Origin of the sequence: Streptomyces sp. NPDC050528, from assembly GCF_044457795.1 — a bacterium.
In the GTDB taxonomy this organism is placed as follows: Bacteria; Actinomycetota; Actinomycetes; order Streptomycetales; family Streptomycetaceae; genus Streptomyces.
In genome coordinates this window covers 35319-50155 of record NZ_JBITHH010000021.1, presented here as the reverse complement: position 1 = coordinate 50155, position 14837 = coordinate 35319, and the positions used below count along the sequence as shown (strand labels likewise).

General features: G+C 67.6%; 11 protein-coding genes. 4 read left to right on the top strand and 7 right to left on the bottom strand.

What is annotated here, in order from left to right; translation table 11 throughout:
* The 7 genes from gyrA to dnaA all read right to left on the bottom strand — a co-directional run bounded on the left by gyrA (position 1) and on the right by dnaA (position 12251).
* On the bottom strand, positions 1–2595 hold the full coding sequence (gene gyrA / locus ACIBK4_RS47095; protein ID WP_399005762.1) for a DNA gyrase subunit A: 2595 nt from the start codon (positions 2593–2595) through the stop codon (positions 1–3).
* Between the two features lie 42 nt (positions 2596–2637).
* On the bottom strand, positions 2638–4698 hold the full coding sequence (gene gyrB / locus ACIBK4_RS47090) for a DNA topoisomerase (ATP-hydrolyzing) subunit B (RefSeq protein ID WP_399005760.1): 2061 nt from the start codon (positions 4696–4698) through the stop codon (positions 2638–2640).
* Between the two features lie 353 nt (positions 4699–5051).
* Complete coding sequence (locus tag ACIBK4_RS47085; RefSeq protein ID WP_399005758.1) at positions 5052–5588, bottom strand: DUF721 domain-containing protein; 537 nt, start codon at positions 5586–5588, stop codon at positions 5052–5054.
* The gene (gene recF / locus ACIBK4_RS47080) at positions 5585–6706 is read right to left on the bottom strand and encodes a DNA replication/repair protein RecF (protein WP_399005756.1); all 1122 of its coding nucleotides are present in this window, start codon (positions 6704–6706) and stop codon (positions 5585–5587) included. The genes ACIBK4_RS47085 and recF overlap by 4 nt, the downstream gene beginning before the upstream one ends.
* Positions 6707–6793: 87 nt before the next feature.
* On the bottom strand, positions 6794–7669 hold the full coding sequence (gene gnd / locus ACIBK4_RS47075) for a phosphogluconate dehydrogenase (NAD(+)-dependent, decarboxylating) (RefSeq protein ID WP_366433254.1): 876 nt from the start codon (positions 7667–7669) through the stop codon (positions 6794–6796).
* A 150-nt stretch (positions 7670–7819) separates the two neighbouring features.
* Entirely contained in the window at positions 7820–8950 is a 1131-nt protein-coding gene (gene dnaN, locus ACIBK4_RS47070; protein ID WP_019073352.1) for a DNA polymerase III subunit beta, read from the bottom strand.
* Positions 8951–10280: 1330 nt separating this feature from the next.
* Positions 10281–12251: a chromosomal replication initiator protein DnaA gene (dnaA, locus tag ACIBK4_RS47065; protein ID WP_399005753.1), complete on the bottom strand. Its 1971-nt coding sequence runs from the start codon at positions 12249–12251 to the stop codon at positions 10281–10283.
* A 398-nt stretch (positions 12252–12649) separates the two neighbouring features.
* On the opposite strand from dnaA, the gene rpmH reads away from it, so the two are divergent.
* The 4 genes from rpmH to yidC are packed head-to-tail and all read left to right on the top strand — an operon-like array spanning position 12650 to position 14829.
* Entirely contained in the window at positions 12650–12787 is a 138-nt protein-coding gene (rpmH, locus tag ACIBK4_RS47060; RefSeq protein WP_006381191.1) for a 50S ribosomal protein L34, read from the top strand.
* Positions 12788–12808: 21 nt separating this feature from the next.
* Entirely contained in the window at positions 12809–13180 is a 372-nt protein-coding gene (rnpA, locus tag ACIBK4_RS47055) for a ribonuclease P protein component (protein WP_078532680.1), read from the top strand.
* Complete coding sequence (yidD, locus tag ACIBK4_RS47050) at positions 13177–13530, top strand: membrane protein insertion efficiency factor YidD (RefSeq protein WP_019073355.1); 354 nt, start codon at positions 13177–13179, stop codon at positions 13528–13530. The genes rnpA and yidD overlap by 4 nt, the downstream gene beginning before the upstream one ends.
* 3 nt (positions 13531–13533) lie before the next feature.
* Positions 13534–14829 carry a membrane protein insertase YidC gene (gene yidC / locus ACIBK4_RS47045; RefSeq protein WP_399005750.1) on the top strand — a complete coding sequence of 432 codons (1296 nt, stop codon included), beginning with the start codon at positions 13534–13536 and terminating at the stop codon, positions 14827–14829.
* Positions 14830–14837 lie beyond the last annotated feature (8 nt).

Sequence of the window (14837 nt, the reverse complement as noted above, 5' to 3'; positions counted from 1 at the left end):
CTACTCGTCCGAGGGTGCGTCACCCTCGTCCGTGCCGGTGGTCGCGACACCCTCGGTGGTCTCGTCGACGGCTTCGTCGCCGACGACTTCCTCCGCCTCGGGTCCCGCCTCGGCGTTACGAGCGATACCGACGACGGCATCGCGCTTGCCCAGGTTGATCAGTTGGACGCCCATGGTGTCACGGCCCGTCTCCCTGACCTCGTTGACTCGCGTACGAATCACACCGCCGGACAGCGTGATGGCGAGGATCTCGTCGGTCTCCTCGACCACCAGCGCGCCGACGAGAGAACCGCGGTCCTCGACGATCTTGGCGGCCTTGATACCCAGGCCGCCGCGACCCTGGACGCGGTACTCGTCGACGGCGGTGCGCTTCGCGTACCCGCCGTCTGTGGCAGTGAACACGAACGTACCGGGTCGAACAACATTCATCGAGAGAAGTTGGTCGCCCTCGCGGAAACTCATGCCCTTGACACCGGAGGTGGCACGCCCCATGGGGCGCAGGGCGTCGTCCGTGGCGGTGAACCGGATCGACTGTGCCTTCTTGCTGATCAGCAGCAGATCGTCCTCGGACGAAACGAGTTCGGCACCGATCAGTTCGTCGTCGGAACCGTCCTCCGTCTCACGGAGGTTGATCGCGATGACGCCACCGGAGCGGGGCGAATCGTAATCCTTAAGAGGCGTCTTCTTGACCAGACCGCCCTTGGTCGCGAGGACCAGGTAGGGCGCCGCTTCGTAGTCGCGGATCGCGAGGATCTCGGCGATCGCCTCGTCCGGCTGGAAGGCGAGCAGGTTCGCGACGTGCTGCCCGCGCGCGTCCCGGCCGGCGTCCGGGAGTTCGTACGCCTTCGCGCGGTAGACGCGGCCCTTGTTGGTGAAGAACAGCAGCCAGTGGTGGGTCGTCGACACGAAGAAGTGGTCGACGATGTCGTCTTCCTTGAGCTTCGTGCCGCGGACGCCCTTGCCGCCGCGCTTCTGGGAGCGGTAGTCGTCCGCCTTGGTGCGCTTGACGTAGCCGCCGCGCGAGATGGTGACGACGATGTCCTCTTCGGCGATGAGGTCCTCGATGGACATGTCACCGTCGAAGGGCACGAGCATCGTCTTGCGGTCGTCGCCGAACTTCTCGACGATCGCGGCGAGTTCCTCGCTGACGATGCCGCGCTGGCGGACCGGGGAGGCCAGGATCGCGTTGTACTCGGTGATCTTCGCCTGGAGTTCGTCGTGCTCCTGGATGATCTTCTGGCGCTCCAGGGCGGCCAGTCGGCGGAGCTGCATCTCCAGGATGGCGTTCGCCTGGATCTCGTCGATCTCCAGGAGGCCCATCAGGCCCGTACGCGCGATCTCCACGGTGTCGCTGCGCCGGATCAGCGCGATGACCTCGTCGATGGCGTCCAGGGCCTTCAGGAGGCCGCGCAGGATGTGCGCCCGCTCCTCGGCCTTGCGCAGCCGGAACTTCGTCCGGCGGACGATGACCTCGATCTGGTGCGCCACCCAGTGCCGGATGAACGCGTCGAGCGAGAGCGTGCGCGGCACACCGTCGACCAGGGCCAGCATGTTGGCGCTGAAGTTCGACTGCAGATCCGTGTGCTTGTAGAGGTTGTTGAGTACGACCTTGGCGACCGCGTCCCTCTTCAGGACGATGACCAGGCGCTGGCCGGTACGGGACGACGTCTCGTCGCGGACGTCCGCGATGCCGCCGACCTTGCCGTCCTTCACCAGGTCGGCGATCTTCTGCGCGAGGTTGTCGGGGTTGGTTTGGTAGGGGAGTTCGGTGACCACCAGGCACTGGCGGTTCTGGATCTCCTCGACCTCGACGACCGCGCGCATCGTGATAGAGCCGCGACCGGTGCGGTACGCCTCCTCGATGCCCTTGCGGCCGACGACGAGCGCGCCGGTCGGGAAGTCGGGGCCCTTGATGCGCTCGATCAGCGCGTCGAGCAGCTCCTCGTGGGAGGCCTCGGGGTTCTCCAGGCACCACTGGGCGCCCGCCGCGACCTCACGGAGGTTGTGCGGCGGGATGTTGGTGGCCATGCCGACCGCGATGCCCGCCGAGCCGTTGATCAGCAGGTTCGGGAAGCGGGCCGGCAGAACGGTCGGCTCCTGGGAGCGGCCGTCGTAGTTGTCCGTGAAGTCGACGGTCTCCTCGTCGATGTCACGGACCATCTCCATGGACAGCGGCGCCAGCTTGCACTCGGTGTAGCGCATGGCGGCGGCGGGGTCGTTGCCCGGAGAGCCGAAGTTGCCGTTCGAGTCCACCAGCGGCATCCGCATCGACCACGGCTGCGCGAGGCGGACCAGCGCGTCGTAGATCGAGGAGTCGCCGTGCGGGTGGTAGTTGCCCATGACGTCGCCGACGACACGGGCGCACTTGTAGAAGCCCTTCTCGGGCCGGTAGCCGCCGTCGTACATGGCGTACAGGACGCGGCGGTGGACGGGCTTGAGGCCGTCGCGGACGTCGGGCAGGGCTCGCGACACGATGACGGACATCGCGTAGTCGAGGTACGAGCGCTGCATCTCCGTCTCGAGCCCGACGGGCTCGACGCGCTGGGCGATGATGGCGCCCTCTTCAGGCGTACTGGGAGTGTTCTCGTCGGCCATTGCTGGTGAAGATCCTTCCTGATGCGGTCAGCTGAGACCGACTCAGATGTCGAGGAAGCGGACGTCCTTGGCGTTGCGCTGGATGAACTGGCGGCGCGCCTCGACGTCCTCGCCCATGAGGACCGAGAACAGGTCGTCGGCCTGCGCGGCGTCGTCCAGGGTGACCTGGCCGAGGACGCGGTGCTCCTGGTCCATCGTGGTGATGCGCAGCTCCTCGGCGTTCATCTCGCCGAGACCCTTGAAGCGCTGGATCGAGTCTTCCTTGATGCGCTTGCCGTTCTGCCGGCCCAGCTCGATCAGGGCGTCGCGCTCGCGGTCCGAGTACGCGTACTCGAAGTCGTCGCGGCCCCACTTGATCTTGTACAGCGGGGGACGCGACAGGAACACGTGCCCGGCCTCGACCAGCGGCCGCATGAAGCGGAACAGGAAGGTCAGCAACAGCGTGGAGATGTGCTGACCGTCGACGTCGGCGTCCGCCATCAGGATGATCTTGTGATAGCGCAGCCTGGCGATGTCGAAGTCCTCGTGGACTCCGGTGCCGAAGGCGGAGATCAGCGCCTGGATCTCCTGGTTCTGCAGGATCTTGTCGATCCTGGCCTTCTCGACGTTGAGGATCTTTCCTCGGATCGGGAGGATCGCCTGGTACTGCGGGTTCCGGCCGGACTTGGCCGAGCCGCCGGCGGAGTCACCCTCGACGATGAAGATCTCGCACTTGGTGGGATCGTTCGACTGGCAGTCGGACAGCTTGCCCGGCAGGGACGCCGTCTCCAGCAGGCCCTTGCGACGGGTGAGGTCACGGGCCTTGCGGGCCGCCACGCGCGCGGTGGCCGCCTGGATGCCCTTGCGGATGATGTCCGAGGCCTCGTTCGGGTTGCGGTCGAGCCAGTCGTTGAGGTGCTCGTAGACCGCCTTCTGTACGAAGGTCTTCGCCTCGGTGTTGCCGAGCTTGGTCTTCGTCTGACCCTCGAACTGCGGCTCGGCCAGCTTCACCGAGATGATCGCGGTCAGACCCTCGCGGATGTCGTCGCCCGTGAGGTTGTCGTCCTTCTCGCGGAGCAGCTTCTTGTCGCGCGCGTACTTGTTGATCAGCGACGTCAGCGCGGCCCGGAAGCCCTCTTCGTGCGTGCCGCCCTCATGCGTGTGGATGATGTTGGCGAAGGAGTACACACCCTCGCTGTAACCGCTGTTCCACTGCATCGCGACCTCGAGGGACAGGCTCTTGTCCTTGTCCTCCGCCTCCAGGTCGATGACGGTCGGGTGCACCACGTCCCCCTTGCGGGAGTTGAGGTACGTCACGTAGTCGACGATGCCGCCCTCGTAGTGGTACGTGACGGTCTTGACTTCGTCCTTCTCGTCCGCACCCGCCTCGTCGGCACCGGCCGTGGCCTTCGCCAGCTCACGCTCGTCAGTGAGTTTGATCGTCAAACCCTTGTTGAGGAACGCCATCTCCTGGAAGCGCCGCGACAGCGTCTCGAAGGAGTACTCGGTGGTCTCGAAGATGTCCGGGTCGGCCCAGAAGGTGACCGAGGTGCCGGTCTCGTCCGTGGCCTCGTGCTGCGCGAGCGGGGCGGTCGGCACGCCCAGCTTGTAGTCCTGCGTCCAGCGGTATCCGTCGGTCCTGACCTCGACGGCGACCTTGCTGGACAGCGCGTTCACCACGGACACGCCCACGCCGTGCAGACCGCCGGAGACCGCGTAACCGCCGCCCCCGAACTTGCCGCCCGCGTGCAGCACCGTCAGCACGACCTCGACGGCCGGCTTGCCCTCGGACGGGACGATGCCCACCGGGATGCCGCGGCCGTTGTCGATGACGCGCACGCCGCCGTCGTGCAGGATCGTGACGTCGATCGTGTCCGCGTGGCCGGCCAGCGCCTCGTCGACGGAGTTGTCCACGACCTCCTGCACCAGGTGGTGCAGGCCGCGCTCGCCGGTCGAGCCGATGTACATACCGGGTCGCTTGCGGACCGCGTCCAGCCCTTCGAGGACGGTGATCGCGCTGGCGTCGTACGAGGCGGTGACCTCGCCGTTCGAGGTGTGAGCCCCGCCGTTGGCGCCGGCGTCGGTGGACGGGATGTTCTCGTTGGGGTTGCCGGAATCGGCCACGAAGCGCCCTTTCTGGCACAGCACAAGCCAGGCTCCCGGCGGTTGGCCGGAGCGGCTGCGGCGTGTTGCGTTGGTAAGCCTTAGTCAGCGTTGCTCGGTGTGTGTCCCACAAGTGGGGCGGGATTGCTTCCAGTCTACCGGTAGCGCCGACATGGATGGGGGTTTGCCGGTACCTGAGTCCTCATGTGCCGCCCTCAACCGGTCTCTCCCGACTCCCCATATGCGGAACGGGGCTCAAAGAGGCTCACGGAGGCACTCAGCGCTTCCGGGTGTCAACCCTTTGCTACTCAAGGGTCAGGTCGGTATTCGCAACCGCGTCCGTTCACCCGCCGGAGCCCACACTGTGATGTCAGTCACCCATAGGTGTCGCCGGGACCCGTGCTGCCGGGAGCGCGCAGGGGACCGTAGCGGCGGGGCGGCCCACTGGGGCCGTTGACCTTGAGGAACCGCACCGTGCCGTGCCCCAGGTCCTCGTTCAGCCGGGCGACCAGCTGCGGGGCGAGGAGGCGCAGGTTCGTCGCCCAGGCGGTGGAATCGCAGCGCACGATCAGGACCCGCTCGTCCTCGTCGTACTTCTCTGGGACGCAGTGGTTGGCCAGGTCCTCGCCGACGATCTGCGGCCAGCGGCCCATCACACCGCCCACCGCGGCCGGCGTCTCCCAGCCGCGCTCGGTCAGCAGCCGGTTGATCGCGGCGCCGAGCGCCATCGGATCGCGGCCGTCGGCGCGCGCGCCGGAGCGCAGGCCGCCGCGCCGCGCCTGCTTCTTCTGCTGCGCCGCGTCCCCACGCGCGCGTGCCTGTTCCTTCGCCGCGCGCAACGCCACGCGCGCGAGGTCGACACCGGAGGGCTCGGCGGCCTTCTTGGGCGCGGGCTCTTCCTCAGTGCTCATACGCGCCCCACCGCTCCCTCCGCCACCCTGTACCGCGTCCCCGCCAGCACATGCGGTACGTCGTCGTCGACCGCGGCCGTCACCAGCACCTGCTCACCGGGCGCCACCAACTCGGCCAGCCGCTCCCGCCGCCGCGTGTCCAACTCGGCGAACACGTCGTCAAGGACGAGCACCGGCTCATTGCCCTCACCCCGGAGCAGGTCGTACGACGCGAGCCGCAACGCCAGCGCGTACGACCAGGACTCCCCGTGCGAGGCGTACCCCTTGGCAGGCAGTTGACCGAGTTTGAGAACCAAATCGTCCCGATGGGGTCCTACGAGGGTGACGCCCCGCTCGATCTCCTGCTTGCGTGCCTCCGCGATCGCCGCCATCAACTGCTCGTAGAGGTCTTCACGCGTGTGTGCCTCACCGGGCGCCGACGGCTTGTACTCCAGGGCCACCGGGCCGCCGCCGGGGGCGAGTTGCTCGTACGCCTTGTCGGCGAGGGGCTGGACCGCGGCGATCAGATCGAGCCGCTGGGCGAGCAACTCGGCGCCTACGCGCGCGAGATGCTGGTCCCACACGTCGAGCGTCGACAGGTCCATCGACCGCCCACCGTGCCGCCGCGCCAACGCGGCCGACTTCAGCAGGGTGTTGCGCTGCTTGAGCACCCGCTCGTAGTCGGAGCGGACCCCGGCCATACGCGGAGACCGCGCGGTGATCAGCTCGTCCAGGAACCGCCGCCGCTCCCCGGGATCCCCCTTCACCAGGGCGAGGTCCTCGGGCGCGAACAGCACGGTCCGTACGATGCCCAGCACGTCACGGGGTCTGACCTGCGAGGACCGGTTGATGCGGGCGCGGTTGGCGCGGCCGGGGTTCAGCTCCAGCTCGACCAGTTGCTGTCGGTCGCCCTGTCTGACCTGGGCCCGGATGATCGCGCGCTCGGCGCCCATGCGGACGAGGGGGGCGTCGGAGGAGACGCGGTGGCTGCCCAGGGTGGCGAGATAGCCGATCGCCTCGACGAGGTTGGTCTTGCCCTGCCCGTTGGGCCCCACGAACGCGGTGACGCCGGGGTCGAGCGGGACGTCGACCCCGGCGTACGAGCGGAAGTCGGCCAGCGACAGATGCGTGACGTGCATGGTCGTTCGCCGACCTCCCCCAGGTTGTGGATCCGCGGGCCGCGGCCTGTGGATCTTCGGATCTGTGGATTACTTCGTCGTTGTGGACTACTTCGTCTCGACCGCGTGGCCGCCGAACTGGTTGCGCAGCGCCGCGATCATCTTCATCTGCGGCGAGTCCTCCTGGCGCGACGCGAACCGCGCGAAGAGGGAGGCCGTGATCGCGGGCAGCGGCACGGCGTTGTCGATGGCGGCCTCGACGGTCCAGCGGCCCTCGCCGGAGTCCTCGGCGTAGCCCTTGAGCTTGTCCAAGTGCTCGTCACCGTCAAGGGCGTTGACCGCCAGGTCCAGCAGCCAGGAACGGATGACCGTGCCCTCCTGCCAGGAGCGGAAGACCTCGCGGACGTCCGTCACCGAGTCGACTTTCTCCAGCAGCTCCCAGCCCTCGGCATAGGCCTGCATCATCGCGTACTCGATGCCGTTGTGGACCATCTTCGAGAAGTGGCCCGCGCCGACCTTGCCGGCGTGCACGAAGCCGAACTCGCCCTCCGGCTTGAGGGCGTCGAAGACGGGCTGCACCTTGGCGATGTTCTCGGCGTCGCCGCCGACCATCAGGGCGTAGCCGTTCTGGAGGCCCCAGACGCCGCCTGAGACGCCCGCGTCGACGAAGCCGATGCCCTTGGCGCCCAGCTCCTCGGCGTGCTTCTCGTCGTCCGTCCAGCGGGAGTTGCCGCCGTCCACGACGACGTCGCCGGGCTCCAGGAGGTCGGCCAGCTCGTCGACGGTCGCCTGGGTCGGGGCGCCGGCCGGGACCATCACCCACACCACGCGCGGGCCCTTGAGCTTGCCCACAAGCTCTCCCAGGCTGTGGACATCGGCGAGGTCCGGGTTGCGGTCGTATCCGATGACGGTGTGGCCTGCGCGGCGGATGCGCTCGCGCATGTTGCCGCCCATCTTGCCGAGGCCGACGAGACCGAGCTCCATCAGTTGTTCCTTAGGGTGCGACGTGGCATGAAGGCACTTGCGTACCTGTGTCCGAGCCTAAACCCGGACGGTCATGCACACCTGTGGGCATACGCGCTCAGAAGTACCGACCGGTATGCCCCGACCTGCGGTGTTCTCGTCGGTATTGGATCAGCCGCTGAGGCGGACCGGCATGATCAGGTACTTGTAGGCCTCGTCCGCCTCGGCGTCCAGGGCCGGCTTGCCGCTGAGCAGCGCGGGCTTGGTGGAGGTCGTGAACGACAGCTGGGCCACCGGGGAGTCGATCGCGCTCAGGCCGTCCAGCAGGAACGTCGGGTTGAAGGCGATCGACACGTCGTCGCCCTCAAGGTTCGCGTCGACGCGCTCCACAGCCTGTGCGTCGTCGCTGGAACCGGCCTCCAGGATCAGCACACCCTGCTCGAAGCTCAGCCGCACCGGGGTGTTGCGCTCGGCGACCAGGGCGACGCGCTTGACGGCCTCCACGAACGGGGCGGTCTCGATCACGGCGATGGAGTTGAACTCCGTCGGGAACAGCGAGCGGTACTTCGGGAGGTCGCCCTCCAGAAGACGGGTCGTCGTACGACGCCCGGCGCCCTCGAAGCCGATGAGGCCCTCTCCCGCGCCCGAACCGGACAGCGCCAGGATGACGCTGTCGCCGCTCGTGAGGGCCTTGGCGGTGTCCAGGAGCGTCTTGGCGGGCACCAGGGCGACAGCGGACGCCTCCGGGTTCTCCGGCTTCCACAGGAACTCGCGGACCGCGAAGCGGTAGCGGTCGGTGGACGCCAGCGTCACCGTGTCGCCCTCGATCTCGATGCGCACACCGGTGAGGACGGGCAGCGTGTCGTCACGGCCGGCGGCGATGGCCACCTGGGCGGCCGCCGAGGCGAACACCTCACCGGGGACGGTGCCGGTGGCGCCCGGCATCTGCGGCAGCGCCGGGTACTCCTCCACAGGCAGTGTGTGCAGCGTGAAGCGCGAGGAGCCGCAGACCACCGTCGCCCGTACACCGTCTGTGGAAATCTCCACCGGCCGGTTGGGCAGGGCGCGGCAGATGTCGGCGAGCAGCCGGCCGGAGACGAGGACCGTGCCCTCTTCCTCGACCTCCGCGTCGACCGACACGCGCGCGGAGACCTCGTAGTCGAAGCTGGACAGGCTCAGCTGCCCCTCCTCCGACTTCAGCAGGAGGCCGGCGAGGACCGGCGCCGGCGGACGGGCCGGGAGGCTGCGAGCCGCCCAGGCCACTGCCTCCGCGAGTACGTCGCGTTCCACCCGGATCTTCACTGTTGCCGCCTCCTGCTGTTGCCGGCGCTTCTCGGCCTGCCTGGCTTCGTCGTCTGTCTCGGTGTCGTCGGTCCCTGTGAGGGGAAGGACATCGGGGAACAGTCTGACGCACAGCACTGACAGTAGGTGCCTGTCGGGGTCAAGTCGTGACGAGCGGCTGTCGGGCGACGAAGCGAGAGTTGTGCACAGGCCCCGCTTCGAAACGGATTCCCAACTCTCTCTAGTTGCTAGTAGTAGTAGGGGCTGTGGATACCGTGGATAACCGCGTTTTCGCAGCTCAGGGCAGGAATTTTGTCCACCGACCCTGTGGGCGACGCCCGTGGACAACCTCGGGTTTCTGTGGAGAACGGAAAGTTCTGCACACCCCATGCACAGCCGAGGGCCACTTCTCCCCAGCGCCGTCCCCAGCTTTACCCGCCTTTCCCACAGCCCAACCCGGCACCTTCGTGTGACGCCTTTCACTCGACACGGTGAGGTGGCGCGTTGCGTTGCCGAACAGTGGACAGCGGTGTGGAGAAGCTGGTGATCGCTGGGGACAACCGGCCCCAGCCTGTGGGTTGTCGGTGGACAACTTCGTCCCCAGCCTGTGGATCACGGATTTGTCCACAGCCTGTGGAGATCTTTTGTCCACGAATCCACAAGCACCTGACCTGGACTGATGGTCCCTCACCCGCGGCACCTGTGGACACGATCTGGACAACTTCCCAGTCCCCAGGATGTGGACGGAAGAAAGTCACTGAATCTGTGGAGGGCGGCCGTAACCCGGCAGGTATTCGAACAGCGGGTGGCCGGTCCGCGGGTTTGAAACGGCGTCGGACGACTGCCGGAGGGGCTCTGGAGGCGCGCCGGGTGCGCTCAGAACGGGCTTCGGACGGGCTTCGGGCAGCTTCGGGCGGCCTGAGAATCGGCCGCGGACCGCTTCGGAGCGCCTTCGAGGAGGCTTCGGAGTGGCTTCGGGACGGATCCCGGACGGCTCCACAGCGGGTCCGGAACGGGTCCGGAGAGGGTTCGAGGCGGGTCCGGAAACGGCTGCGGATCGTCTCTGACGTCTCTGACATCTCCGTGCGCCTTCGGGAGGTGCTCTTTCGACGCCCCTCCGACGCCGCTTCTCAGTTCTCCGCCTTCGTCCTCGCCGCCTCCTTCATCTCCGCTTCTCTGCCTTCTCCCGACGCCGGCCGAAGCGCTCTCCGCCCTTCCGGAGGTTCGCCGCACCGCCTTCCTCCCCCTCCCCGCGCCGCACCGCCCCCCTCCCGGCAAGCAGAAGGGCGCCCCGGAAGAGATCCCGGGGCGCCCTCGACGTCGTAGCTCTGGTGTCGTAACTCCGCTGCTGTCAGCCGTTCTTGATGCGGTTGGTCAGTTCGGTGACCTGGTTGTAGATCGAGCGGCGCTCGGCCATCAGGGCGCGGATCTTGCGGTCGGCGTGCATGACCGTGGTGTGGTCGCGGCCGCCGAACTGCGCGCCGATCTTCGGCAGGGAGAGGTCGGTCAGTTCGCGGCACACGTACATGGCGATCTGCCGGGCCGTCACCAGCTGGCGGCCGCGTGAACTGCCGCACAGGTCCTCGACGGTGATGCCGAAGTAGTCGGCGGTGGCTCCCATGATCGCGGTCGCCGTGATCTCCGGTGTGGAGTCCTCGCCGCCCGGGATGAGGTCCTTGAGGACGATCTCGGTGAGACCGAGGTCGACGGGCTGCCGGTTGAGCGACGCGAACGCCGTCACCCGGATCAGCGCCCCCTCCAGCTCGCGGATGTTGCGCGAGATGCGGGAGGCGATGAACTCCAGGACCTCCGGTGGGGCGTTGAGCTGCTCCTGCACCGCCTTCTTACGAAGGATGGCGATACGGGTCTCCAGCTCGGGCGGCTGGACGTCGGTGATCAGTCCCCACTCGAAACGGTTCCGCAGCCGGTCCTCCAGCGTGACCAGCTGCTTGGGCGGCCGGTCGCTGGAGAGCACGATCTGCTTGTTCGCGTTGTGGAGCGTGTTGAACGTGTGGAAGAACTCCTCCTGCGTCGACTCCTTGTCCGCGAGGAACTGGATGTCGTCGACAAGAAGGATGTCCATCTCGCGGTACCGCTTGCGGAAGCTGTCGCCCTTGCCGTCGCGGATCGAGTTGATGAACTCGTTGGTGAACTCCTCCGAGCTCACGTACCGCACGCGCGTGCCGGGGTACAGGCTCCGCGCGTAGTGCCCGATCGCGTGCAGCAGGTGCGTCTTGCCGAGCCCCGACTCCCCATAGATGAAGAGGGGGTTGTACGCCTTCGCGGGCGCCTCGGCGACGGCGACCGCGGCCGCGTGCGCGAACCGGTTCGAGGCGCCGATGACGAACGTGTCGAAGAGGTACTTCGGGTTCAGGCGCGCGGTCGGCTCACCGGGGCCGGCCGCCGGCGCGGGCTTCGAGCCCAGCGGGCCCGGACCACTGCGGTGCACATGACCGGAGTTGGACCCCGAGTGCGAGTCGGACAGGTCGCGGCGCGCGTCCCGCTGGTTGTACTGCTCCCGGGACTTCTCGTACTCGGCCCGCGACTGTTCGTACTCCGCGCGCTGCTGCTCGTACGACGGACGCTCCATCGACTGCGGGCGGTACTCCTGCGTCGGCGGCGCGTACTGGTCCTGCTGCGGCTGGTACGAGTCCTGGGGCGGGCCGTACTTGTCCTTCGCCGGTGCCCCGTACTGGTCCCGGTCCCGGTCCCGGTCCTGGGACGGCGGGCCGTACTGGTCCTGGGAGGGGGGCCCGTACTGATCCTGCGGCGGCGACGCGTACGGGTCCCGCTCCGGGAAGCCGAGGCGCTGCTGCTGCCAGCCGTAGTCGTCCTGCGACGGGCGCGGCCAGGCGCCCGGCTCGGGGCGCTGGTACTCCGACGGGTATGCGGGACGGGCGGTGGGCAGCTGGTCGCCGGGGCCGCCCGGGAGCGGTTCGGCGCGATGACGGCCGTAGCCGCCCTCGTAGGGGTCGCGGTTCTGCTCGGGTTCTTCGTAGCGGCGCTGGGGCTGGGCGGGGGGTGCCGGCGGGCCGGGGGGCTCGCCGGCGGAGTCGTCGACGGTGATCGCGATGCGGATCGGCCGGCCGCACTCGCGGCTCAGAGTCTCGCTGACGATCGGGGCGAGGCGGCCTTCGAGCACGCCTTTCGCGAATTCGTTCGGTACGGCGAGCAAGGCGGTGTCGGCGACGAGTGCCAGGGGTTGGCAGCGCCGGATCCAGTGCTCGTCCTTGGTCTCGACACCCTGCCCACGCCCCTCACCGAGAAGTTGCTCCAGCACTCGTGGCCACACTGCGGCAAGATCGGCAGGTACGTCAGCCACAGGGCACGCTCTCTCACGGGTCCCACGAACGTGTGGTTCGCGGACGGGACGGGATGTACATCGGGTGGGGCGCTCGGGAAAAAGGTGTGGGGCGGGGGACAAAGGAACGAATCGGAGTCCAGCCACGGTAGTCAGGGCGACGGGTGCGGTTCAAGTTGTTGTCCCCAGCCTGTGGATAGTGTCTCCTCGTGACCGCTGGTTTGACCGGATGGCGTAGCCCCGCGTACCGTGACCAGGTCGAGTTGTCGATGGCTGCTGCCGCCTGCCTCCGATGGGCACAGATCGCTTCGAGGTGATCGGGAAGCGGTGCACTCGGGCGTTACTGCGAGCTTCTCGTGGGCGCACGGTGACAGCCAGGACGGCACCCGCCACCACCGATTTATTTCTGGAGCCCCCTCGTGAGCAAGCGCACCTTCCAGCCGAACAACCGTCGCCGGGCCAAGACCCACGGCTTCCGCCTGCGGATGCGTACCCGTGCCGGTCGCGCGATTCTCGCGAACCGTCGTGGCAAGGGTCGCGCCAGCCTGTCCGCCTGATCCCGGTCAGGTCATGACGTCGTGCTGCCTACCGAGCATCGGCTGAGGCGGCGCGAAGACTTCGCGACCGCGGTACGACGGGGTCGCCGGGCCGGCCGCCCGCTTCTCGTCGTCCACTTTCGTAGCGGTGCCACGGACCCGCACGCGCCAGGGGAGAGCGCTCCCCCGACGCGTGCGGGTTTCGTCGTCAGCAAGGCGGTGGGCGGCGCCGTGGTGCGCAACAAGGTGAAGCGCAGGCTTCGCCATCTGATGCGCGAGCGAGTCGCCCTGTTTCCCCCCGGTAGCCTGGTAGTCGTACGAGCGCTGCCCGGAGCGGGCGACGCCGACCATGCACAGCTGGCCCAAGACCTGGATGCCGCCGTTCAGCGGCTGCTGGGAGGGGGCGCGCGATGAAGTACCCACTACTGGCGCTGATCAAGCTCTACCAGTGGACGATCAGTCCCTTGCTCGGGCCGGTCTGCAAGTACTACCCGTCGTGCTCCCACTACGGCTATACGGCCATAGACCGGCACGGCGCGATCAAGGGCACGGCGCTCACGGCCTGGCGCATCCTGCGCTGCAATCCGTGGTCGCTCGGCGGTGTGGACCATGTCCCACCGCGCAAGCGTCCGCGGTGGCACGAGATGCTGCGGGGCGCACGGCGCGCAGACAAGGGCGGGACCTCCGCCGCCGAAACGGCCACTGAAGGGCTGAGTCCTTCGAGCCCGGCCGCAGAGACACCGTCCCATGCCCAAGGAGCATGATTAGTGGACACGATTGCCAGTCTTTTCAGCTTCATCACGACACCCGTTTCTTGGGTCATCGTCCAGTTCCACTCGGTGTACGGGAAGGTCTTCGGTCCCGACACGGGCTGGGCCTGGGGCCTGTCCATCGTGTCCCTGGTGATCCTGATCCGCATCTGTCTGATCCCGCTCTTCGTGAAGCAGATCAAGGCGACCCGGGCCATGCAGACCCTGCAGCCCGAGATGAAGAAGATCCAGGAACGCTACAAGAACGACAAGCAGCGTCAGTCCGAAGAGATGATGAAGCTGTACAAGGAGTCGGGCACCAACCCGCTCTCCTCGTGCCTTCCCATCCTGGCGCAGTCCCCGTTCTTCTTCGCGCTGTACCACGTGCTCAACGGCATCGCGACGGGCTCGACGATCGGCGTCATCAACGACTCGCTGCTCGCCAGCGCGCGTAAGGCGCACATCTTCGGCGCCCCGCTCGCCGCGAAGTTCACGGACAGCAGCAGCAAGGTCGAGGCGCTCGGTGCCACGCTGACCGACGTCCGGGTCGTCACCGCGATCATGATCGTGATGATGTCGGCGTCGCAGTTCTACACGCAGCGCCAGCTGATGACGAAGAACGTCGACACCACGGTGAAGACGCCGTTCATGCAGCAGCAGAAGATGCTGATGTACGTCTTCCCGGTCATGTTCGCCATCTTCGGCATCAACTTCCCCGTCGGTGTCCTCGTCTACTGGCTGACCACCAACGTGTGGACCATGGGCCAGCAGATGTACGTCATCCACAACAACCCGACCCCGGGTTCCAAGGCCCAGGCCGCTTACCTGGAGCGCCTGACGAAGCACGTCACGCACCACGAGAAGACCCGCAGCCGTGGTGAGCGTGCCATCGTCAAGGCGATCGTCTCCAAGGGCCGTGACCGCAACGAGTTCGAGCGCAAGTTCATCAACAGCCTGACCAAGGTGGGCCTCGTGGCCCAGCCCGACGGCACCGTGGTGAAGGGCGAGAGCACGGCGGTGGAGTCCGAGGACGGTACGACGACGACCCCGGCCACTCCCAGGCGTCAGCAGCCCAAGCGGCAGACCAAGGCCCAGCGCCAGTCCGCCGCCGCCAAGGCCGCCGACGACAGTGCTGAGAACGCGCCCGACGACGAGCCGAAGACCTCGCTGAGCAAGTCGGACGAGCCCGAGGACGCCAAGCCCGCCACCGCTGCGAAGAAGCCCGCCCCCAAGCCGGCCGGCGGTACCCGCAGCAAGGCCCAGTCCGGACAGCGCAAGGGTCCGCAGCGGCCCAAGTCCCCGTCCAAGAAGTAAGAAGGAGT